Source organism: Paraniabella ginsengisoli, assembly GCF_022513635.1.
GTDB classification, from domain to species: Bacteria; Bacteroidota; Bacteroidia; order Chitinophagales; family Chitinophagaceae; genus Niabella; species Niabella ginsengisoli.
The window spans coordinates 660,809-682,129 of record NZ_JAKWBL010000004.1; the positions used below are offsets into that span (position 1 = coordinate 660,809).

Consider the following 21,321-nt stretch of genomic DNA (forward strand, 5'->3'; position numbering starts at 1 on the left):
CTTTTTTGTATTTTGCAGCCGCATGAAAAACAGATTTAATTGGGATGCATTGGGAATTACCACGTCCATTCTGTGCGCCATTCATTGTGCCGTATTGCCTTTGTTTTTGGTTGCACTTCCGCTTTGAATTAATATAATAGACAACCATGCTTTTGAAGTAGGTATGATTGCGCTGGCTTTTGTAATAGGATGTTACGCATTATGGCATGGGTACAAAGGGCATCATCATAGCAAAACTCCTTTGTTCCTCTTTATCGCTGGTATTTTTTTCTGATATTAAAGCAGGTTTTTTTACAATATCACATTGTTTTATTGGTTCCCGCTGTGATACTGATTGTAGCAGCGCATTTGATAAACTATCGCTACTGCCGGGTGCATAATCATGCACATGATACAGACTGTAATCACGATCATTATTAATCTTTAGCACTTATTTTTCTAAAAAGGAAATGAAAAACATACAGATGAAACAGCTAATAATTTTCTCATTTCTTATTACAATATCTGTAATTGGTTTTGGGCAATCGAAAACAGAGGCGGCCATCCATTCCATACTTCAAAAACAAACCGATGCGTGGAACAAAGGCGATATCAATACATTTATGCAGACATATTGGAAAAACGATTCACTGGTATTTGTAGGTAAAAATGGAGTAACCTATGGCTGGCAAAATACATTGGACAACTACAAAAAAATTATCCTGACAAGGCCACAATGGGGCAATTGCGATTTGATATTATTAAAATACAACCACTTTCGTCAAATATTTACAATGTAATTGGCAAATGGCATCTTACCCGTACAATTGGTGATTTGCAGGGGCATTACACTTTACTGATAAAAAAATCGGGAAACAGTGGCTAATTGTTCAGGACCACTCAAGCTGACGTCAATGGTGAATGGGTGAATAGTCAATAATTAATCAATAAATAAACAGCAGCGTGCATTCGTAATACGTCAATCGTAATTCACTACTCACTGTTCACCATTGACTACTTTACTTCTTCAAAATCAATATATTCTCCTTCTTTTTGTTTAGGTGCTTCTTTTGTGGGCTCGTTAAAAGCAGACTTGGAGTTTTGCGCTTCCCGCTGTTCAGACATATTTTTAAATTGTCGCCTTACCTGACGGGTTGTTTTATAAACAGGGAGAATTATCTTCACTAGCAAGTTGTAAAAAAACCAGGCAAAAATCATTAACAGAATAAAGCCAATTGTACTCATAATAAAAACCTTTTTCTATACTTGTAAACGGACTGACAGCAAAAATGTTTTAACCAAAACCGCCTCAATAATAAATTTAAAGTTAAAGCTACACTTTTATATAAAAAATCATAACTTTGCGCAAGATTTTGAGAAAAGGGAACGAGTGACGTTCCCTTATTTATTTGTCGGAATATATAACATGGAAGCTGTTATTCAAAAAGTAGAAAAGGAAATTCTGGAGATCCTGGCGGAAAACCCGGATCATTTTTTAGTTGAAATTAAAATTAAGCCTACCAATAATATCAGGGTTTTTATTGATGGGGATAAAGGTGTAGGTATTGGCGATCTTGTTAAATATAATCGCAACCTGCATAAAGTGTTAGAAGAAGCTGGTTTCTTTCCCGAAGGTGATTTTTCACTTGAGGTTTCGTCGCCGGGTTTAGGCGAGCCGCTCAAAATGCGCCGCCAGTATCAAAAGAACATTGATAGATTTGTGGAGATCATAAAAGAAGATGGCAGCAAAATAGAAGGGAAACTATTACAGGTAAATGATTCGGAAATCATAGTAGAAGAAACAAAAGGAAAAGGAAAAAAGGCGGAAACAATAACACATACCGTTTCTTTTCAGGATATAAAATCAACTCAAATTCAAATTAAATTTTAAACATGCTTCCCTGCCCAGGCTGGGAAAGCGCAATAATTAATTATGAAATGAGCCATTATATCTTTCATTTTTACAAATGCAATGATATTTTGGTGAATTACATGTGACAACAAAAACAACAAAAAATAAACACATGAATTGCTATGGCAAGTATTAATCTTATAGAAGCGTTCCAGGATTTTAAAGACGCTGAAAATATTGACAGGCCCACAATGATGAAGGTGGTAGAGGATGTTTTTAAAACATTACTCCGTAAAAAGTATGGCACCGATGATAATTTTGACGTTATTGTAAATGCCGAAAAAGGTGATCTTGAAATAGTGCGCCACCGTACTATTGTTGAAGATGGAGAAGTGGAAGACCCTTTAGCACAAGTTGCTTACTCTGAAGCGATCAAGCTGGAGCCCGACTATGAAGTAGGAGAAGATCTTTACGAAGAAATTGATCTGGTAGATTTTGGGCGCCGGGCTATTTTAGCCGCTAAGCAGACGCTTGCCGCCGTATAAGCGATTTGAAGAAAAATGTACTTGCCAAAAAATATGAAGATAGAATCGGAGAGATCATAAGCGCAGAGGTTTATCAGGTTTGGAAAAAAGAAATTTTATTGCTTGATGAAGAAGGCAACGAACTTATCCTTCCTAAAAGTGAGCAAATACCACAGGATTATTTTAAAAAAGGTGAAAACATTCGTGCCGTTGTAACACGTGTTGATCTGAAAAATAATAACCCCGTAATTATTTTATCAAGAACTTCTCCTGATTTTCTGGCCAAATTATTGGAAATTGAAGTACCGGAAATTTTTGATGGTTTAATCATCATCAAAAAAATAGTACGTGAACCAGGAGAAAGAGCAAAAGTAGCCGTTGAATCTTATGATGACAGGATTGATCCGGTTGGGGCTTGTGTGGGTATGAAAGGTAGCCGTATTCACGGTATTGTGAGAGAATTGAAGAACGAAAATATTGATGTTATTAACTGGACAAGCAACCTTCAGCTCTTAATTCAAAGGTCACTTACGCCAGCTAAAATAACCAGCATGAGCGTGGATTCGGAAGGAAAGCATGCAAGTATCTTTTTGAAACCCGACCAGGTGTCGCTGGCTATTGGCAAACGAGGCGCTAATATTAAACTTGCTTCCGAACTTACCGGTTTTGAACTGGATGTTTATAGAGATAACGAAGAGGAAGAAGAAGAGTTTGATGTGGATCTTGAAGAATTTAGTGATGAAATTGACGAATGGGTTATTGACGCATTGAAAAAGATCGGTTGCGATACAGCACGTAGCGTAATGAGAATGACACCGTCTGAGTTAGAGAAAAGAGCCGATTTAGAAAAAGAAACTGTAGAAGATATAAGAAGAATATTAAAGGAAGAATTGGAAAGGGAATAAGCCGTGTTGAAGGGGAAAAATATTGTGTGGAATGGTAAATTAAAAATTGTCTTCACAAAAGGCAATTGGAGAGAACCCGACGCGAAATCTTAGATCTTAAATAAATAAACAGATCTAAAGAGTTTCATCAAAGGCTACCCTTGGCCAATAAGATTAAAATAAGAAATACAAGGGAAATTTATATATGTCAGAAATCAAACTTCCAAGATTATTACAAGCAGCAAAAGAGTTTAACATTGGGCAGGATACGCTCGTTGAATTTCTTGTTGGAAAAGGCTTTTCGAAAGATGATTTAAAACCATCTACAAAGCTTAGCGAAGCCATGTACGTGGCTTTGCAGCAAGGATTTCAAAGTGATAAGGCTGCCAAACTAAAAAGCGATAAGGTAGATCTGCCTAAAGGTGTTGGCGGCGAATCTAAAAAACGCAAAGAGGATGAAGAGCCGCTACAAAAGAAAGAACCGGTTATTGAACCTGTTGTAGAACAACCTCCGGTAGCGGAGCCGGTTGAAGAAATTAAAGAACCTTCTCAGCCTGAACCTCAATCTCAACCTGAGCCAGAACCCCAGCCCGAGCCTCAACCCGAGCCGGAAGTAAAGGTTGAAGAGCCACAACCGGTTGAACCCGTTGTGCCTGCGCAGGAAGAACCTAAAAAAGAAGACAACATTATTAAAGCTAGTGCTCCAGGAATTGAGGGCCCTAAAATATTGGACAAAATTGATCTTTCTGCTTTAGAAAAATCAACAAGGCCTAAAAAGCCTTCTCCCCAAGTAACTGAACAAAAACCAGTGGTAGTAAAAGAAAAAGAACCCCCGTTCAGGCACCTGTGCAGGAGATAAAAACAGAAACGCCAATACCGGCGCCGGTAATAAAACCAGCGCCGCTGGTTGCCGAAAAACCAGAAATAACTAAGATTAAGGCGGCAAAAATTGAAGGCCCTAAAATTCTGGGTAAAATTAATTTACCTGTTGATAGCGATACAAGGCCTAAACGCGACGAAAAGCGTAAACGCAAACGCATTCCTATCGAAAGAAAAGAGGTAAAGCCTGATCCTGCAGCTAAAAAGCCATTTCAGCAAGGTGCCGGTGGCGGCGGTGCTGGCCGTGATAGAAGAGACGGACCTGGTTTTAGAAATGACAGAAGGCCACATCATCAGCAAAGAGAAGACAAGCAGATTGATGAAAAAGCAATACAGGATAAGATTCGCGAAACACAGGCTAAGTTAAGCGGCGGCGGCGGTAACAAGCAAAAAGCTATGAGAGCTAAAGCGCGCCGCGACAAGAGAAATGAGGCGGAAGAAATGAATGAGGAGGCTGGAGACAACAAATTGCAGTTAACGGAATTCATTAGTGTAAGTGAATTAGCAAGCCTTATGGATGTAAGCTTTGCTGATGTTATCAGCAAATGTATGGGGCTTGGTATCATGGTTTCTATCAATCAGCGATTGGATGCTGAAGTAATTGAATTGGTGGCTAGCGAGTTCGGTTACGATGTGGAATTCATCGATATGGAAAAGCAAATGGAAATGGAGGATGATGAAGAGGAGGAAGATGATGTAGACAGCCTGCAGCCTCGCAGTCCTATTGTAACCATTATGGGTCACGTCGATCATGGTAAAACATCGCTACTTGATCATATACGCAGCGCGAACGTTGTTGCTGGTGAAGCCGGCGGTATTACACAGCATATTGGTGCTTATCGTGTACAAGTTGGAGAAGAGCGGGAAATTACATTCCTTGACACTCCAGGTCACGAAGCCTTTACTGCCATGCGTGCGCGCGGTGCTAAAGTTACTGACATCGCAATCATAGTTGTAGCTGCCGATGATGCGGTGATGCCTCAAACCAAAGAAGCCATCAGTCACGCACAAGCGGCGGGTGTTCCAATGATCTTTGCTGTAAATAAAATTGATAAGGACGGAGCTAATCCGACTAAGATATATGAGCAGCTTTCGCAAATGAATATTTTGGTTGAAGAATGGGGTGGAAAATTCCAAAGCCAGGAGCTTTCTGCTAAGCAAGGACTGAATATTGATAAGTTGCTGGAGAAAATTTTGCTTGAAGCGGAATTACTGGAACTGAAAGCAAATCCTGAAAGAGAAGCAACCGGAACTATCATTGAAGCATCGCTCGATAAAGGAAGAGGCTACGTTGCTACATTACTGGTAGAAAATGGTACATTAAAGCAGGGAGATCTTGTTGTGAGTGGTCAGTACTATGGCCGTGTAAAAGCCATGTTTAACGAGCGTAATAAAAAACAGGACGCTGCAGGTCCTTCTGCACCTGCTGTAATATTGGGCTTGAACGGTGCTCCGCAAGCTGGTGAGAAATTTAAAGTTTATGAAGATGAGGCAGAAGCTAAAAGCATTGCAAACCGTCGCGCACAAATTTTACGCGAACAAGGTATGCGTACCAAAAAACACATTACACTTGATGAAATTGGACGCCGCCTTGCTTTAGGAAACTTTAAAGAACTAAACGTTATTATTAAAGGTGATGTGGATGGTTCGGTTGAAGCACTAAGTGATTCGCTGCAAAAACTTTCTACCGAAGAAATAGTAGTTAATGTAATTCATAAAGGTGTTGGACAGATTAATGAGAGCGACATTGTATTGGCGGAGGCTTCGGATGCAATCGTAATTGCGTTCAATGTAAGACCATCATCTCAGGCAGCCAGACTTGCAGACAATGCAGGTATTGAAATTAAGATGTACTCAATCATTTACAATGCGATCGGAGAAGTGAAGAGTGCCATGGAAGGTATGATGGAACCTGCCGTTAAGGAAAAAATCACAGCTAATGTTGAAATTAGAGAGGTATTTAAATTTGATAAAGCCACAGTAGCAGGTTGCGTTGTGCTGGATGGAAAAATAAAACGTGATAATAAAGTAAGGCTTATTCGCGATGGTATTGTAATTTATCCGATAGGTGAAAATGCAGTAGCAGAACTAGGCTCTTTAAAACGCTTTAAAGATGATGCAAAAGAAGTACTTACAGGAATGGAATGTGGTCTTACCATCAAAAATTATAGCGATCTTAAAGTAGGTGATGTAGTGGAAGCGTATGAACTTGAAGAAGTAAAAAGAACACTTTAATTAGTAATTAGGGAATGGTGAGTAGCGAGGGGGAGATTGTGAATATTTCTACTTCCTACTAACTATTCCCTTTTCTCATAAAACTTTTGTTAAATACGATACTCGCTCCATTTATTGGACGGCTCGTGACTAATTTTGAAGTATGAGTATTTGCAACATCCCAACTAACTATAAAATCAGCCTGCGCTGTGCGGGTATAAAGGAGTTATACATGAAACGAAGCAATACAAATTTTTCTCATACGAAGGAGTGTGTAAGCGTAATTCCATCCAACCTGGAAAAATCACAGCGAAGCTGCAAACAAAAAAACATACGCATGAAATATTTTCTGGCCGGTTTATTTATTATTGCCGCTTATACAACTGCAATAGCTCAAGGGCAAACACAAAAAGTAGTGGTTGATAAAATTGTAGGAGCAGTTGGTGACAGGATTATTTTAAAATCTGATATAGAAAACGCCATAGCTGATGCGGCCCGTTCAGGTGATAAACTGCCTGAAGGAGCAGCTTGTAATATCCTTGAACAATCTCTTATTTCAAAAATATTGGCATTGCAAGCTGAGAGAGATTCTTTACCGGTTAGCGATGAAGAAGTAGAAGCAAACCTTGACATGCGTGTTCGCGGCTGGGTAATGCAGTTTGGCAGCGAACAGGCAGTAGAAGATGTAGCAGGTAAAACCATATACCAGTTAAAAGATGATTCACGGCATGCTATTAGAGAGCAAATGCTGGCTCAGCGCATGCAGCAAAAAATTGTGGAAAATGTACACATTACACCCACGGAAGTAAAAGCATTTTTTGACCGTGTGCCAACAGATAGCGTACCTTTTTTAGAATCAGAACTGGAGATCGGGCAGATAAATATATATCCCAAAGCAGCAAAAGAGGTGGAAGATTATATTTATAATGAAATGATGAACTATCGCAAACAGATAGAATCAGGAAGAATAACTTTTGCTGATGCCGCTAAAAAATATTCAGAAGATCCTGGCAGCCGTGATCGTGGAGGTGCTTACGAAGTCAACAGAAATGATAAAGATCAGTGGGATCCGGTTTTTTTATCAACTTCATTCAGGCTTAAAGCGGGTGAGTTATCTATGCCTGTAAAATCAAATAAATTTGGGTATTTTTTAATACAAAGCGAAAGCAGGCGCGGCGATAATGCAAAGATCAGAATGATTTTAAGAATACCTCCTGTAACGCAAACCGAATTAGATGCAGCTAAAGTAAAGCTTGATTCTGTAAGAAAAGAAATTGCGGCAAACAAAATTACATTTAAAGATGCTGCTTATAAATACAGCGATGATGAAAGTGTTAAAAACAATGGACCTTTTATTTTAGGTAATGATGGCTCTACTTTTATTCCTATAGACAGGCTTGATAAAGAAACTGTAGGAACTATTGGAAGCATGAAGGTTGGCGATATTTCTCAACCAGTGGAATTTACAAATGAGCAAGGAAAAAAGGGGTTAGGTTGGTTTATCTGAAATCAAGAACAGAGCCGCATAAAATGAATCTTCAGGACGATTACAGCAAAATAGCCGAGATGGCGCTCGCCACTAAAAAGAACCAGGCGTTAGACGAATGGCTCGCAAAAAAAGTTCCCACATTTTATGTATTGGTAGATAAAGACGCTTCTGACCAGTGCCCTAATTTGCAAAAATACCAGGCCACCAGCAGCAGAGGATTTTAATAAAGAAAACTTATTTAAGAATAAAAGTCGCGTAGTTTAACAACGACGCGGCTTTTTAGTTTCTATTTCTTTTTTTCTTAGAAAAGCTGATCAACAATGCGGGTAGTAATATCAGGTTCGTGATGGTTGCCGTTATTAGCGTAACAGATGTAAGCCATCCCAAAGCTTTGGTACCACCAAATCCGCTAAAACAGAAAATGACAAACCCTGCTATCAGTACCATCGATGTATAAATAATACTAATGCCTGTGCTATGTATAGTTTGTATTACAGTACTTTTCACATCGTTATCATGATAGGCAAGCTCCTGCTTGTAATTCACTAAAAAACGTATGGTAATGTCAATCGCAATTCCCAACGCCACACTAAAGATCAATACGGTACTGGGTTTCAAAGGAACGCCTACCCAACCCATAATTCCGGCTGTTATAATAAGCGGAATAATATTAGGAATCAAAGAACATAGCAGTATGCGAAAGGATTTAAACAGATAAAGCATACATAGCGCAATTAGTAAAAATGCCCAAAATATACTTTCTTTCAAGCCGTTGATAATAAAACGCCCCCTTCCAAAAATGCGATGCTACTTCCTGTTAATGAAACAGTATAATCATCTTTAGGGAAAATCTCATCTGCACGCTTCTGTATACCGCTTAATAATTCTGGTAATGCATGCGTTCCAATATCGGCCATATTAACACTCAACCGTGCTTCCTGTTTTGTGCTGTCCATAAAACGCGAAACAAGTTTGGTGAAAGAATCATCGTTGCCTGAGTTTTCCGTACTGCCTGTATTCATATTCAAATATTGTGCAAGGCCAGGTAAATCAAATTCTGAGGGCATCGAATAATTACTGCTATCACCTTCGTAGAAAGCTTGTTTAGCAAATTTCAAACCTTCTACAATGCTTAATGGGCGTGCAATTTCGGGCCTGGATGCTAAATATTGGGAGAATGAATCGATCTTAACCAGGTTTTTGAAATTTCTTGTAACGCCGTATTTCTTTTTAGTATCTATCACAATTTCTAGCGGCATTACACCTTTGAAGTTTTTTTCGAAAAACTTAAGATCTGTATAGATCTTATCAGTTTTAGGCACATCGTCTACCATGTAAGCATTGCTTTGCAATCTAAAGGCACCTATAGCAGCTACAACAACCAGCAACGTTGTAACAATATATATTTGTTTACGATGCGATAAAGACCATCTTTCAAGCCTGTCAAGCCAACGGTTTAGCCTGGCATTGTGTAAATATTTTGTATGCTTTTCTTTGGGTGGTGGTAAGAAGAATAAAGCAATAGGAATTAATATCAGTGATATAAAAAACAAAAGCATGATGTTGATACCAGCAACCACGCCAAATTCTTTTAAAATAGCGCTTTTTGTAAGTGCAAACACAGCAAAACCAATACCTGCCGCTACGTTACAAAACAAGGTTACAATACCCATGCGGCTTACCATATCTACAATAGCATTTTTCTTTTTGTATGAACTGGTATTTCAGAACCTAATGTTGCCTGCTTTTGCCAACTTGTATGATATTTATTTAGGAAGTAAATGCAATTAGGAATACCAATTACAACAAGCAGTGGCGGAATTAACGCTGTCAATATTGTTATGTTGTAACCAAAAATGTAAATGGTTCCCAGGCTGAACAGAACGCCGATAATTACTACGCCGAGCGATAACAACATAGAACTGATCGATCTGAAAAAAGCAATAATATAATTGCCGAAAGAATAATTGAGGCGGTAAGAAAATAGCGCATTTCATTAGCAATTCGTGCAGACAAAACGGTTCTGATATAAGGCAGACCGCTTAGTTTTACTTCTACATTAGTTGCTTTTTCAAAAACAGAAATTTGATTTTTAATCGCATTAATCGCGGCATCTCTTTTTCTGAATTTATAATCTCCGCATCCATGCTTAACCCCATTAAATAGGCATGTGTAGATGGATTATATAATAACCCCTGATAAAAAGGAAGGTTAAGAAATGTTGCAGCACTTTGGTCAATTTGAGCCTGTGTAAGACTTGTAGCAGGAAATATTTTTTTGCCTGAAGCTTTTGTGACGATGAATCTTTTACAAGATTTACAGATCCTGGTACACTGATAATGTCCAGAACTCCCGGAATTTTTTCAGGTTTTGTTGAAGATTGATATATTGGTTAAATATTTTTTCACTGAAAAATTGATCTGTTTGTACGCCTACCACAAGTAGGTTTCCATCCTGGCCATATTTTTCTTTAAATTTTTGATAGGAAATGTTAACCGGATGGTCTGACGGGACGGCTTTTGTGAACTCATATCCAAGCTCTGCTTTACTACCCCAATAGCCAAATAATGCGGTTGAAGCAGTTAATATTAATAAAAGAACAAACCTGTATTTAATGATGGCTTTGCCAAGCTTCTCCCACATAAAACGCTATTTATCTTTTAGACGATGTTTAGTTTATTAACTTTTTGTAAGATGGTGCATAGTTAACAGTACGTAGCAAAGAAAAGCAAAAAACATTGCCAACGCAGAATATTTTTATACCGATAGAATGGTTATGCAGGATGAGAGATGCACAGGTGTTGAAGCGATCTGCCAGTTGGAGGAAACGAAGATGCCCGTCCGACCAATCATTCGGGCGGACCATATATACATAGCCGGGACAAAAATTAAAAATTACCTTGCATATTATTACATTTTAATTGAGCGATAAAATTCATAAAACAAAAGGTATTGTGTTGCGCTATATTAAGTATAGCGAAACCAGTATTGTTGTGTCTGTTTATACCGAACTGTTTGGTTTGCAATCTTATTTATTAAATGGGATACGGGCATCTGGCAAAAAAGGTGGTTCAAGAATAGGTTTTTTTCAGCCTGCGGCACTTTTAGATATGGAAGTATATCATAATGAATTTAAGCAACTGAATCGTGTAAAGGAATATAAATTTTCGTTTTTATACCAACAGATTTTTACAGATGTGCTAAAGAATGGAGTGGCGGCATATATGATTGAATTGTTGACAAAGTGTTTGAAGCAACCTGAAAATAATTATGGCCTATTCGCTTTTGCAGAAGATTGTTTTATGTTTCTTGATGGTTGCAACGATAAGGTAATGGCCAATTTCCCTGTTTTTTTTGCAGTGCAGCTCAGTCATTTTTTCGGATTTCAGCCGCAGGGCATTTCATCGGATGTATGGAAAAGCAGCGAGGTTTTATTTGATATTGAGGAAGGTGTATTTACACACGGGCCTGTTTTTCACCATTTGAGTCTTGAAAAAAGTATGCGCTTGTATTGGCCGAATTGTTACAGGTGAGACACCCGCAAGAGCTGGAAGAGATTAGCACCAATGCAGATGCAAGGCGTAAAATTCTGGAAACAATGGAAATTTATTATGGATTGCATATTCCAGATTTTGGTAAAATGAAAACCTTACCAATATTAAAAGAAATTATGCGATGAGTATTAAGTTCGGGCTAATGGTTGATTTGTTTTTTTCGGAGACTCTTCACCACTTTTTTGGTCGGATCGGTCATCCATTTAAAAGTTCGCGAAAAGCGGCCATCCGTTGGATATTTTCTGTTAACAGTCATATTGTTAAATATAAGCGCAATAAGCAATAGGATTAATGCTCCGGAAAAAACGGGAGATAGAACGAACCAATAACCCAACGCTTTTATTTTTTCTGAACCAATAACGCCGATAAGCGCTGTTGCCCCGCCAGGTGGATGAAGCGTTTTGGTTATTTGCATCGCAATAATAGATAACGCCACGGCAAGCGGGGCGGAAAGCCAAATTACAGGAGGTGATAATTTGCAAACAGTAACCCCAATAATTGCACATAATACATGGCCGCCTATCAGGTTGCGGGGTTGTGCAAGCGGACTTTGTATATTTCCGTAGATCAACACAGAAGAAGCGCCGAAAGATCCTATTAAAAACAAATTATCTGTATCGGGTAGTTTTGTCTGGCAAAGCGCAATAATACCAATCCCAAAAAAGCACCTAAAAAAGACCAGAAATGCTCTCTTCTGTCAATAAGCGTTTCCTTATATGCTACATATTTTGCGATACGATATCCTCTTTTGATTTTTGCTTTTACCATCTATTATCTGATTTCTGTACAATTGGGTACAAAGTTGGGGCTGCAAAGTTCTGCTTTGGCTATAGCTTTACCAAATCAAAAAATGACGTTTTTGGGTAATGTATTATTAAATGAGGGCAAAATGATTGGCGTTCCCGTCTTTAATATTAACAACTCCGGGCCTCTTTCCTTTTTCAAAAGAGCCATATTGTGTATCAATCTTTAGGGCTTTGGCGCCGTTAATGGTAGCCCATTGCAAAAATTGTTGTAACTGAATTTCGGGAAACGCTTTTTGAAGTGTTTGGATTTCTTCCCAAATGCTTAACTGACGGTTTGATGCGAGGCTGTCTGTTCCCAAAACTATATCAGCACCAGCTTTCAAAAACATAGGAAGATCTGGCAATAACCGGCTAATAAAATAATTGGCATTTGGGCAAAAACACCAAAATAAAGGCTGTTTTGATTGTTTGCTAAATACAATATCTTCTTCCATTGTAAAAACATTATGAACCAATAACAATTGAATATCGATCGGGAATTTTGATAGATAAGTTTGCAAACTACTTTTACCTGAGGCAATGAAACTGTCTGTATTTAGTCCCATCCCTTTGAACATATCAACAAAACCTCCGGTTTTTTGCGTAAACCAAAGGGTTTCATCTTCCGTTTCCTGATTATGGATCGAAAGCAGGCCGTTGCTATTATGTGCTACTATTTTTTTCCATAATGGATCAGAAACAGAATAAGGCGCATGTGGCGTAATAGAAACCTGTTGTGGTAAACGTTCTTGTATAAATTGATTGTATATTTTTTGTACAAAGAAAAATTTTGATCGGCAACGGCAGGGTTAAAACCCATGGCCTCGATAAAATTGTGATAATATAATTTGTTTTGCCGTTTCTGAGTAAGCGTGTGCGTAGTGTTACAAATGTCGCCGACAGCTATAATGCCGTTTTCTAACATTTCTGTTTCAGCCGCGTTGATAGCATTGAAGATGATCTCTTCTGAAAAATTTCTTTTTGTACAACCTGCCTAACAAAGCCCGCCAGGCCTGTGTTTTCAGCTATTTGATCTTTTAGATGACTTAACTCAAGATGGCAATGGCAATTAATAAACCCCGGCGATAAAATACCTGGAATTTTTTGCGCATCACCCCCGGCATCTTCGATAGCAATGATTTCTTCCACAGTTCCATCTGACTGTAGCACTAAAACTTTGTTTTCGTGGAAAAGATAGCCGTCAAAAATTTGATCTGCCTGTAACTTGATATATGCCATCAGGACAATATTATATTTTTTATTTGGATGAACGAAAAATGATCTAATGATCCGGGAGTTTGACTCCCGGCCATTATAGTTGAAGTCCTTCGGACTTCGCAATTCCAGGCACATATTTTTTAACAAAGACCGAAGGACTTTAACAATCATTTCAATATTAATTTTTTGTACTTTTAAACAACCAACCTGCTAACTATATGAGCTATCGCCAGATATTATATCATATTGTATTTGCAACTAAATATAGGCATGCAACTATTCCTGAAGAACATTGCGACGCATTGTACAAATACATTTGGAACGTTATTAAAAACAAAAGAAGTGTGCTTTATAGGATTAATGGCGTAGAAAATCACATTCATATTCTTACAGATATCCATCCAAGCATTTTCTTTAGCTAATTTGATAAAAGATATTAAGATATCAAGTAATCTATGGATGAAACAAACCGGTCTGTTTCCCTTGTTTGAAGCCTGGCAAGAAAGCTACGGCGCATTCACCTATTCCATAAAAGACAAAGAAAGAATCAGCAATTATATTAAAAACCAAAAAGAACACCACAAGCATGAAGGATTTGATGAAGAATATAAGCGCTTGCTTAGTGAACATAAAATTGATTTTGATGAGAAATTTCTTCTTTGATTCTGAATTCATGATCCGGGAGTTGAACTCCCGGCTATTATAATTGAAGTCCTTCGGACTTCGTAATTCAAGAATGAGTTTTTTAATGCATATCCGTCTTTGGGTTTTATTTTTTTGTCCTTCAATCCTTTGCGGCAAAATTTACCGCAAAGGATTGAAGCGGTTTCAAGAGAGCCAAGCATATCCTTCTTTTATTATTATTTGAACCAAATTCCAGATAGTCATTTTTTTATGGAGATGACGAAGTCCGAAGGACTTCAATAAAAATGGCCACCAATAAAATTGGTGGAAAAAGGTAGATTTGCAGCCGCTTTCGCCGGATGGTGATGATCGATAATCGGAACGATGAAGAGTGCGACGCAATTTCGTTGCCACATATGCTCCAGCCCGGCTAATAAAAATAAGCGATTAACATGTTAGATAAACTCGAAGCTATAAAAGCAAAATACGATCAGTTGGGTGTGGCATTAAGCAATCCTGAGATTGTGAGCGACAATAAAAAATTTGCCGCTACAAGTAAGGAGTACCGTGGCCTTGAGAAAATTGTGGTTGCTTATAATGATTACAAGCGATTATTAGACGATATAGATTTTAACAGAGAGGCGCTGAATGGCGACGATGAGGAGTTGCGTGAGTTGGCAAAGCTGGAAACGGCTGATCAGCAGGAGCGTAAAGAAAGTATGGAGGCGGCTATTCGTCAATTATTAATTCCAAAAGATCCGCAGGATGAGAAAAATGCGATCATGGAAATTCGTGCAGGAACCGGAGGTGACGAGGCGAGTATTTTTGCTGGTGATTTATTACGCATGTACATGAAGTATTGCGAAAAACATGGATTTAAGATAGCGCTATTAAGTGAGAGCGAAGGAACGGCAGGTGGTTATAAAGAGGTGCAATTAGAAGTAACGGGCGATGATGTATACGGAACATTAAAATTTGAAAGTGGCGTGCATCGTGTGCAAAGGGTGCCCGATACGGAAACTCAGGGCCGTGTACATACTTCTGCAGCTACAGTTGCTGTAATGCCGGAAGCGGAAGAAATTGATTTTGAACTGCGTGAGGCCGATGTGAAAATGGAAACCTCGCGAAGCGGTGGTGCTGGTGGGCAGAATGTAAACAAGGTGGAAACGAAGGTGATGTTAACCCATATTCCAACGGGTACGGTAGTTATTTGTCAGACAGAACGTACGCAGTTGGGCAACCGCGAAAAGGCGATGCAAACTTTGCGTACCAAACTGTATGAAGAGCAGGTGCGTAAACAGGAGGAAGAGATTTCGCGTCATCGTAAAAGCCTTGTAAGCAGTGGCGATAGAAGTGCGAAGATTAGAACTTATAATTATCCGCAGGGACGTGTTACGGACCACCGTATTAATTTTACAGCATATAACCTTGATGCAGTAATGAACGGAGAGTTGAAGGAGTTCATTGATGCATTACAGTTTGCTGAAAATTCAGAAAAATTAACCAAGCAGGAGTAATTTACCACACTTGCTCAACCACTCTTTTTTAACTTCTGCCTTCCCAAATTTTCTGGGATAGTAGGAAAGCGTAAGCATAAAATATTGCTGTAACCCGTTAGTGATACGGGTTGTGGTGCCAAATTGATCAGCTGAATTGGAAATATTTTGAAACTGCTTTAATATATCCATTGCCGAAAACTTAACTTCTGCCTGTTGATTTTTTAAGAATCGACAAGTGGCAAATGCATTCCATAGTATGATAGGTTTGTCGAGGTTGTTGTTTTTCGTATGATCGAATGTAGTGCTAATGGTGTAGCTTTTAGGAAGGTTTACTGTAAGCCCGAACCTGGAAATGTCTGTATAGTTTTTAAAAGACGTAAGCCCGGCGGCTGACTGATCTGATTTATAATTATTGTATGTTTTCCCAATTTTAAAAATCACCAATGACCTTAATGCTAATTGAAGATTGATGCTGTTATTGATGCCAATGGTATTGGTTTGAGAATATATATTATCAATATAAATAGGCCTCATTCCATTATTGTAAGAGCCATTGTACATAAGCTGAATATTACTTTTTTGAGGTTGCGGGTGAGGTTTAAGTTATAGCTCATGTTAAATGAGCGGCTTTCGGGAGCGTTTATATAATAATAAAATCTCTTTCCGGACGAATCGTTTATAAGGCTATCTGTAACCGGGTTAAGGGATTTTAGAAAAGATCCGTTTAGATTTCCGTTTAGGGCATATTTTGATTTAGGCTTTTGGGTATTAAAGTTCCCGTAAATGGAATAGGTATGATTTACCTGATTCTTCAGGTTAGGATTCCCTATTCTTACATTAAAAACATCCAAACCGTCAGTAATAGTATAAAGCTGGTCAATATCCGGATATCCATAATTTTTGCGATAATTGGCACTAACATTATATGAAAGCTTTTCTCTTTTTTGATAGTAATAGCCAAGGTTTCCTTCGTACCTGAAAAATGCAAATGAACGGGAAAGATTTCTTATGTCGATTGAGGATGTGTTACGGTCTTGCTTAATATCTTCTACGATGTTTACGTTACTATAAAAATTATAATAATAGGAATCCTTCCATTTAAAAATAGATTTGCCCAGTCGCAAGGATGGCGTGTACTCAATTTTTTCATTGAGGTTAGTATTAGTTAGCTTGCTGTTGATTATATAGTTGCCCGAAAGAGTGTCGAAATCAAATACATTTTGTTTATTGTTAGACTTATTATAGTTAAACCATTGATCGAAACTTAAAGAGATGCCAAACAAATTATAGCGTCCCAGTAAAAGTCTTTTAAGCCCTTCGTAAGATGCATTTGCACTTAGATTTAAGTTAGCATTATTGTTATTGTAATTTCTGTTATATGCGGTATCGTCGTCACTATTGATATACGATTTAAACACGCTATTAACATAGCGGTTAGAACTGCTGTTATTATTATTTACATTGAGGTTAACACTAAATTGCTTTAGCGGATCTTCCTGACTATAACTTCTATAATCAACCGACAATGATTGGTCGTTCGAGCGGCTGTCTTCCCGATTATTTACGTCGTTATTACTTATCGGATTGCCCGATGGATCTTCAATATCTGTGGTACTTTTTGTATTGCCGGAGTTGTTTGAGAAAGTTGCTGTACCATTTACTGTGAACTGGTCATTATAACTATTAGTTTTAATGTAATTAACACCAATATCATTGCTGTTATTAGTATTGTTAGAGACTGAATTATTTTCTATAAACTGTGGGTTATCTTCCGTTGTCCTGTTCTGTAAAGAAAGATCCGTAAGAAATTGTTCGCTACCTGATTTTGTATAGTTGACGGTAATGCGGTCATTCTGTCGGCTATTGGTGGTTTCAATAAAATTATGTGTAAACACACCACCTATGGAATGATATTTATTGATCCCGTCTTTGTCGAAACTGCCTACATTATATAGGTTCGGATTATAATTCCGATATGTATTGTTTTGAAACATTTCCTGTAGGTTCTTCACGCTTTTGTTAATATTATTAAAACCACCGCCAAACCCAAAGGAAGTTTTCTTGTTATACATCTGAAAGGAAAGGTCGCTTTCAAAACGATCTGTTCCATAACCTATGCCTGCTTTTCCAAAGTACCCGGTTTTTTTATCTTCTTTTAGTTTAATGTTCATGGTAAGCAAGGAGTCCTTCTGCTTTCGCTCTTCAGGTTTTAACGATCGATCCACTTCCTGATAAACCTGTATTTTATCAATGGCATTTTTAGGCAGGTTTTGGGTAGCGAGCCTTGCATCACCCGAACCCATGAAAGGCTTGCCATCAACCAATACACTTGGAATTTTTCTGCCATTCATCGTTATAGAACCATCAGCCCAAACGGTAACACCAGGCACCTGCGTTAAAAGGTCTTCAACTACAGCATTAGGGTCCATCTTAAAAGCCGCAGGATTGATCTCTAATGTATCGCCATTCATACGTATAGGTACATGAGCCGTAACAGTTACATTTGAATCATTAAATGAAGGTGCTAAAAGAACAGTAACATTCAATGTGTTCGAATCTACCTGTACTGATTTGTTAAAGCTTTTAAACCCAACATAAGTTACATTTAATAAGATGTCTTTTTTAGGGGAACTTTGCTTAATTGAAAGGAACCATAGCTATCGGTAAGTTGATAGTTGATCAGAGAAGAGTCTTTGCCAAAAATGCTTACTGTCGCCGATTCCAGAAAAACGCCGGTTAGTGAGTCTTTAACAACGCCTGTAATGGTACCGCTTTGGGCAATCGAGAAAGTATAAAATAAAAAGGTAATGGCAACCGAAAGGAAAATACGCTTCATCATTTAGTTTTAATGGTATACTCAGCAATGAGGGGTTTAGGATTGGTGCTGTCTTTTAAACTTTCGCGTAACTCTTTGGGCATGTGGTCTGTCTTGCCTTTGTTTTGCTCATATACTTTTTTGAGATGCTCAGCGGTTATGATTTTGTAGAATTTACCTTCATGTTCTCTACCTGCATTATATCGTTCATATAAGGGCAGAAAATAGCTGGCGCTATCAGGCTTTATTTTTTCGAGGTTGTAAGAAGCCATTGTTTTTTTATCGTAGATGTACTGTCCATAATTAGAAAAAAACGATATATTGAAAAGCATATACCTGTCTGTTTCGTAGCTTAAATGGATTTGCCTCAGCAGCCATCCATTATTTCTTTCAAAATTTTCTCTTTCGGTTTTGTTTTTGAAAGCTGTTTCAAAAAACGATTTGGGCAGGCTGTTTTCCATCGGTAGTATAATTTGATAAAGCGGTGTAACAATGCTGTCGAAAAGAGCATATATGGTATCTACATATGGCCTGCTGATATAAAATACATTGGGCTTAGGGCTTTCCTGGGTAGAAGCCCCAACATAGCGGGCGTATAAATATCTAATTTCATTTTGTTTGTTATAAGGGAAATAACCCTTAATAAATTTTGTGCCTTTGTAAATCTTTACCTCATAATCTGTAGTATCCTTATAGTTCTTATCTACAGCGATTTCATAAGTGCAATAATAATCGTCTTTTAAATTGTATGCCTCTAAAACATCGAAAGAAGTAGGTTCTGATTTTTGAATGGAAAAGGTGGGTCTTTTAAATCAATGATATATTTTTTATAATATTTTTTGTTTCGCTTGTCAGAAAAATTGGCTTTTATGGCTATTTGATCCTTTTTTGTTAATGAATAGTTTTTGTTGGGGAAGAAAATGATCAATTGTTGTTTGGCCTTATCATATTTAGTACTTACCTGATCTCCTACTTTTTTGTACGAAATTTTTTTATGAAGCGACCATCCTTAGCATAGATGAAAATTTCTTTATTGATATAATTTTGAGCAAGGAAATAATCTTTTGTTATTATCAGATATGTATAGCTTCCAAAAGAAACGTCCTTATTTGCCTCAAGCGGAAAAAGTTTTAAGGAATCAATAAAGAGCGATTGGTTAGCGCCTCCCGCCGCTTTGGGGCTTAAATAGATCTTGGTTGGCTGCCCATACGCAATGGCCCAGGTTAGATGGCAAACGAGCAGCAATAATTTGAATTTCAAATATTGGGGTTTTAGTTTTGTGAAGATAAATACTCTAATTGTTAACTGATTATAGAGTGCTTTACAAAAAGGTTAAAATTTTGGTTAATAGTTTTAATGCTTACCACATCCATCCTACTTGTAGGCTACCATAATACTGTGACGAAAATTGAGTTAATGATTGTCGGTTTTCATAAATGGTAGAGATACCTACCGTAAGTTTATTACATGCATAAGTAGCACCCATCTTACTTTGAAAAAAACAGGATTTAGTTTACCCGGAATATTTTCATTTTCTCTACGAAACATTCCACCTTGAACAGTAGCATCGTAAGCCTTTAAATAGACCATTGGTAAAAGATATATAAAAAGCTCACGTTCTGCCTTGGACGTTTGCTGGTGATTATTCCAAAATGCGGAAGCGCTGTTTTTGTTGAACTTGCCATACACAAGCGCGCCTCCTGCGGCTGCGTTAGTAAACAATGTGCCGGCGGTTGCAGTTAATAATGGTTTAAAATCCCACTTCGATGTTTTTGTTTTGTTTATAATTTGTGGTGACCATGCTATATCTGCATTCAATCCCCACGCTGCTTTTAACTGCCGATCCCAATAGGTAGGCTCATATATTCTTGCTATTTTATGAGCCAGTTTTTGTACTTCTGCTCCTCTCGCTGGCGGGCCAATAACGCCAGCGCTTACACCCCATCTAAGCAAATCCTGTTTTTTATTATAAAGGCTTTTTTGAAATCCACCATATAAATAGCCAGTTATGGGCCTGTCAAGTTTTTCGGTTTTAGACTCGGCAGAAAAGCGGGAGTTATAAATATTATGACCGGCATAAATACTATTGACCCTTTCGGTTCTTTTCCTATCGGCTATGTTTTTTCTCCATTGATAAGCAAGCCTTATACCATTGCTATAGTAACCATCTTTGTTTATTGAGATGTAACTATCGTTTTCTGAAACAATTGTAAACTGATGTTTTTTTGGCCGGATACAGCAGTGACAGTGCTTGTAAGTATTGAAAATAAAATCAAAAACTGGTATCGCATTGTTAGATATGGCTGCTGGTTTACAAATGGATTTAGCAAAAATAAGAGACTAAATCCTTTTTGAAACACAAATGAGACAACGGACAAACAAACCCATTATCTATTCATATATTTTTCTACTGGCAGCCGGTTTTGTAAGCTGCGGCCCAATGTAAGTTCATCAGCATACTCCAGCTCTCCACCAAAAGCAATACCGCGGGCAATGGTTGTGATGTTTATGTTGCGGCCATTTAGTTTTTTCTGGATATAATAAATTGTGGTGTCGCCTTGTATATTAGGGCTAAGTGCAAATACCAATTCTTCTGTATTCTCTTTTTCGATTCGCTCTATTAACGCATCAATATTTAATTGATCGGGACCAATTCCATCTAAAGGAGAAATTACGCCACCCAATACATGATAAGTGCCGTTAAACTGTTGTGTGCTTTCAATTGCAATTACATCACGTATATTTTCAACCACGCAAATGATATGCTGTTGCCGGTAAGCGTTGCTGCAAATAGTGCAAAGATCCCCATCGGATACGTTAAAGCATCTTTTGCAAAATCGTATTTCACTTCGCATACGGGCGATGGTCTCGCTGAATTGCGTGGCCTGGCTCTCATCCTGTTTTAGCAAATGCAATACTAACCGCAGGGCGGTTTTTTTACCAATACCGGGCAGGCGCGAAAATTCATTTACAGCGGCTTCTAACAGTGCGGACGAAAATTGCAT

31 protein-coding genes are annotated in these 21,321 nt (G+C 38.0%); 14 read left to right on the top strand and 17 right to left on the bottom strand.

Annotated features, from left to right (window positions below):
- Window positions 1-22: 22 nt before the first annotated feature.
- A complete protein-coding gene (locus MKP09_RS20720) occupies window positions 23-127 on the top strand; it encodes a MerC family mercury resistance protein (protein WP_240832178.1) in 105 nt (34 codons plus the stop codon).
- A gap of 72 nt (window positions 128-199) precedes the next feature.
- Here the strand turns inward: MKP09_RS20720 and MKP09_RS20725 are convergent, their stop codons facing one another.
- A complete protein-coding gene (locus MKP09_RS20725) occupies window positions 200-430 on the bottom strand; it encodes a hypothetical protein (RefSeq protein WP_240832179.1) in 231 nt (76 codons plus the stop codon).
- Between the two features lie 34 nt (window positions 431-464).
- Here MKP09_RS20725 and MKP09_RS20730 point away from each other — a divergent pair, with 34 nt between their 5' ends.
- Window positions 465-779 (top strand): Cif family virulence factor, encoded by a 315-nt coding sequence (locus tag MKP09_RS20730; protein WP_240832180.1) that lies wholly within the window; start codon window positions 465-467, stop codon window positions 777-779.
- A 214-nt stretch (window positions 780-993) separates the two neighbouring features.
- Here the strand turns inward: MKP09_RS20730 and MKP09_RS20735 are convergent, their stop codons facing one another.
- Entirely contained in the window at window positions 994-1,164 is a 171-nt protein-coding gene (locus MKP09_RS20735; protein WP_240832181.1) for a DUF4834 family protein, read from the bottom strand.
- 241 nt (window positions 1,165-1,405) lie between these two features.
- On the opposite strand from MKP09_RS20735, the gene rimP reads away from it, so the two are divergent.
- From rimP to MKP09_RS20770, 7 genes are all read left to right on the top strand, one after another.
- Complete coding sequence (gene rimP, locus MKP09_RS20740; RefSeq protein ID WP_240832182.1) at window positions 1,406-1,870, top strand: ribosome assembly cofactor RimP; 465 nt, start codon at window positions 1,406-1,408, stop codon at window positions 1,868-1,870.
- Window positions 1,871-2,013: 143 nt separating this feature from the next.
- Complete coding sequence (locus tag MKP09_RS20745) at window positions 2,014-2,376, top strand: NusA N-terminal domain-containing protein (RefSeq protein ID WP_240832183.1); 363 nt, start codon at window positions 2,014-2,016, stop codon at window positions 2,374-2,376.
- A gap of 5 nt (window positions 2,377-2,381) precedes the next feature.
- The gene (nusA, locus tag MKP09_RS20750; protein ID WP_240832184.1) at window positions 2,382-3,260 is read left to right on the top strand and encodes a transcription termination factor NusA; all 879 of its coding nucleotides are present in this window, start codon (window positions 2,382-2,384) and stop codon (window positions 3,258-3,260) included.
- Window positions 3,261-3,444: 184 nt separating this feature from the next.
- The gene (locus MKP09_RS20755) at window positions 3,445-4,098 is read left to right on the top strand and encodes a hypothetical protein (RefSeq protein ID WP_240832185.1); all 654 of its coding nucleotides are present in this window, start codon (window positions 3,445-3,447) and stop codon (window positions 4,096-4,098) included.
- Complete coding sequence (gene infB / locus MKP09_RS20760; RefSeq protein ID WP_240832186.1) at window positions 4,086-6,353, top strand: translation initiation factor IF-2; 2,268 nt, start codon at window positions 4,086-4,088, stop codon at window positions 6,351-6,353. The genes MKP09_RS20755 and infB overlap by 13 nt, the downstream gene beginning before the upstream one ends.
- A gap of 211 nt (window positions 6,354-6,564) precedes the next feature.
- Window positions 6,565-7,839: a peptidylprolyl isomerase gene (locus MKP09_RS20765; RefSeq protein WP_240832187.1), complete on the top strand. Its 1,275-nt coding sequence runs from the start codon at window positions 6,565-6,567 to the stop codon at window positions 7,837-7,839.
- Window positions 7,840-7,862: 23 nt separating this feature from the next.
- Entirely contained in the window at window positions 7,863-8,045 is a 183-nt protein-coding gene (locus MKP09_RS20770) for a hypothetical protein (RefSeq protein WP_240832188.1), read from the top strand.
- A gap of 55 nt (window positions 8,046-8,100) precedes the next feature.
- Here MKP09_RS20770 and MKP09_RS20775 read toward each other — a convergent pair whose 3' ends face one another.
- From MKP09_RS20775 to MKP09_RS20790, 4 genes are all read right to left on the bottom strand, one after another.
- Window positions 8,101-8,544 carry an MMPL family transporter gene (locus MKP09_RS20775; protein ID WP_240832189.1) on the bottom strand — a complete coding sequence of 148 codons (444 nt, stop codon included), beginning with the start codon at window positions 8,542-8,544 and terminating at the stop codon, window positions 8,101-8,103.
- A 41-nt stretch (window positions 8,545-8,585) separates the two neighbouring features.
- A complete protein-coding gene (locus MKP09_RS20780) occupies window positions 8,586-9,506 on the bottom strand; it encodes an efflux RND transporter permease subunit (RefSeq protein ID WP_240832190.1) in 921 nt (306 codons plus the stop codon).
- 2 nt (window positions 9,507-9,508) lie between these two features.
- Window positions 9,509-9,739, bottom strand: coding sequence for a hypothetical protein (locus tag MKP09_RS20785; RefSeq protein WP_240832191.1), 231 nt, complete (start codon window positions 9,737-9,739; stop codon window positions 9,509-9,511).
- Between the two features lie 398 nt (window positions 9,740-10,137).
- Window positions 10,138-10,464: a hypothetical protein gene (locus MKP09_RS20790; protein WP_240832192.1), complete on the bottom strand. Its 327-nt coding sequence runs from the start codon at window positions 10,462-10,464 to the stop codon at window positions 10,138-10,140.
- A gap of 278 nt (window positions 10,465-10,742) precedes the next feature.
- Here MKP09_RS20790 and recO point away from each other — a divergent pair, with 278 nt between their 5' ends.
- Entirely contained in the window at window positions 10,743-11,354 is a 612-nt protein-coding gene (recO, locus tag MKP09_RS20795) for a DNA repair protein RecO (protein WP_240832193.1), read from the top strand.
- A complete protein-coding gene (locus MKP09_RS20800; protein WP_240832194.1) occupies window positions 11,333-11,500 on the top strand; it encodes a hypothetical protein in 168 nt (55 codons plus the stop codon). Before recO ends, MKP09_RS20800 begins: the two co-directional genes overlap by 22 nt.
- A 14-nt stretch (window positions 11,501-11,514) precedes the next feature.
- On the opposite strand, the gene MKP09_RS20805 is transcribed toward MKP09_RS20800, so the two are convergent.
- The 4 genes from MKP09_RS20805 to MKP09_RS20820 all read right to left on the bottom strand — a co-directional run bounded on the left by MKP09_RS20805 (window position 11,515) and on the right by MKP09_RS20820 (window position 13,399).
- The gene (locus tag MKP09_RS20805; protein ID WP_449587079.1) at window positions 11,515-12,030 is read right to left on the bottom strand and encodes an HPP family protein; all 516 of its coding nucleotides are present in this window, start codon (window positions 12,028-12,030) and stop codon (window positions 11,515-11,517) included.
- Complete coding sequence (locus MKP09_RS20810) at window positions 11,973-12,143, bottom strand: hypothetical protein (RefSeq protein ID WP_240832196.1); 171 nt, start codon at window positions 12,141-12,143, stop codon at window positions 11,973-11,975. Before MKP09_RS20810 ends, MKP09_RS20805 begins: the two co-directional genes overlap by 58 nt.
- A gap of 106 nt (window positions 12,144-12,249) precedes the next feature.
- Window positions 12,250-12,930, bottom strand: a complete 681-nt coding sequence (locus tag MKP09_RS20815) for an amidohydrolase family protein (RefSeq protein WP_317235462.1) — start codon at window positions 12,928-12,930, stop codon at window positions 12,250-12,252.
- 148 nt (window positions 12,931-13,078) lie between these two features.
- Window positions 13,079-13,399: a hypothetical protein gene (locus MKP09_RS20820; RefSeq protein WP_240832197.1), complete on the bottom strand. Its 321-nt coding sequence runs from the start codon at window positions 13,397-13,399 to the stop codon at window positions 13,079-13,081.
- A 197-nt stretch (window positions 13,400-13,596) separates the two neighbouring features.
- Here MKP09_RS20820 and MKP09_RS28420 point away from each other — a divergent pair, with 197 nt between their 5' ends.
- From MKP09_RS28420 to prfA, 3 genes are all read left to right on the top strand, one after another.
- Window positions 13,597-13,800, top strand: coding sequence for a transposase (locus tag MKP09_RS28420; protein WP_394801111.1), 204 nt, complete (start codon window positions 13,597-13,599; stop codon window positions 13,798-13,800).
- A 37-nt stretch (window positions 13,801-13,837) separates the two neighbouring features.
- Complete coding sequence (locus MKP09_RS26760; RefSeq protein ID WP_262915551.1) at window positions 13,838-14,041, top strand: transposase; 204 nt, start codon at window positions 13,838-13,840, stop codon at window positions 14,039-14,041.
- A 413-nt stretch (window positions 14,042-14,454) separates the two neighbouring features.
- On the top strand, window positions 14,455-15,519 hold the full coding sequence (gene prfA, locus MKP09_RS20830; RefSeq protein ID WP_240832198.1) for a peptide chain release factor 1: 1,065 nt from the start codon (window positions 14,455-14,457) through the stop codon (window positions 15,517-15,519).
- Here the strand turns inward: prfA and MKP09_RS20835 are convergent.
- The 7 genes from MKP09_RS20835 to recR all read right to left on the bottom strand — a co-directional run bounded on the left by MKP09_RS20835 (window position 15,502) and on the right by recR (window position 21,321).
- Window positions 15,502-16,062, bottom strand: a complete 561-nt coding sequence (locus MKP09_RS20835; protein ID WP_240832199.1) for a hypothetical protein — start codon at window positions 16,060-16,062, stop codon at window positions 15,502-15,504. The two genes, prfA and MKP09_RS20835, sit on opposite strands and share 18 nt — an antisense overlap.
- Window positions 16,032-18,047 carry a TonB-dependent receptor gene (locus tag MKP09_RS20840; protein ID WP_240832200.1) on the bottom strand — a complete coding sequence of 672 codons (2,016 nt, stop codon included), beginning with the start codon at window positions 18,045-18,047 and terminating at the stop codon, window positions 16,032-16,034. The genes MKP09_RS20835 and MKP09_RS20840 overlap by 31 nt, the downstream gene beginning before the upstream one ends.
- A gap of 59 nt (window positions 18,048-18,106) precedes the next feature.
- Entirely contained in the window at window positions 18,107-18,340 is a 234-nt protein-coding gene (locus tag MKP09_RS20845; RefSeq protein WP_240832201.1) for a carboxypeptidase-like regulatory domain-containing protein, read from the bottom strand.
- Entirely contained in the window at window positions 18,337-18,777 is a 441-nt protein-coding gene (locus MKP09_RS20850) for a hypothetical protein (protein ID WP_240832202.1), read from the bottom strand. Before MKP09_RS20850 ends, MKP09_RS20845 begins: the two co-directional genes overlap by 4 nt.
- A gap of 508 nt (window positions 18,778-19,285) precedes the next feature.
- Entirely contained in the window at window positions 19,286-19,576 is a 291-nt protein-coding gene (locus MKP09_RS20855) for a hypothetical protein (RefSeq protein ID WP_240832203.1), read from the bottom strand.
- Between the two features lie 189 nt (window positions 19,577-19,765).
- Window positions 19,766-20,650, bottom strand: coding sequence for a lipid A-modifier LpxR family protein (locus tag MKP09_RS20860; protein WP_317235463.1), 885 nt, complete (start codon window positions 20,648-20,650; stop codon window positions 19,766-19,768).
- 53 nt (window positions 20,651-20,703) lie between these two features.
- Window positions 20,704-21,321: a recombination mediator RecR gene (gene recR, locus MKP09_RS20865; protein WP_240832204.1), complete on the bottom strand. Its 618-nt coding sequence runs from the start codon at window positions 21,319-21,321 to the stop codon at window positions 20,704-20,706.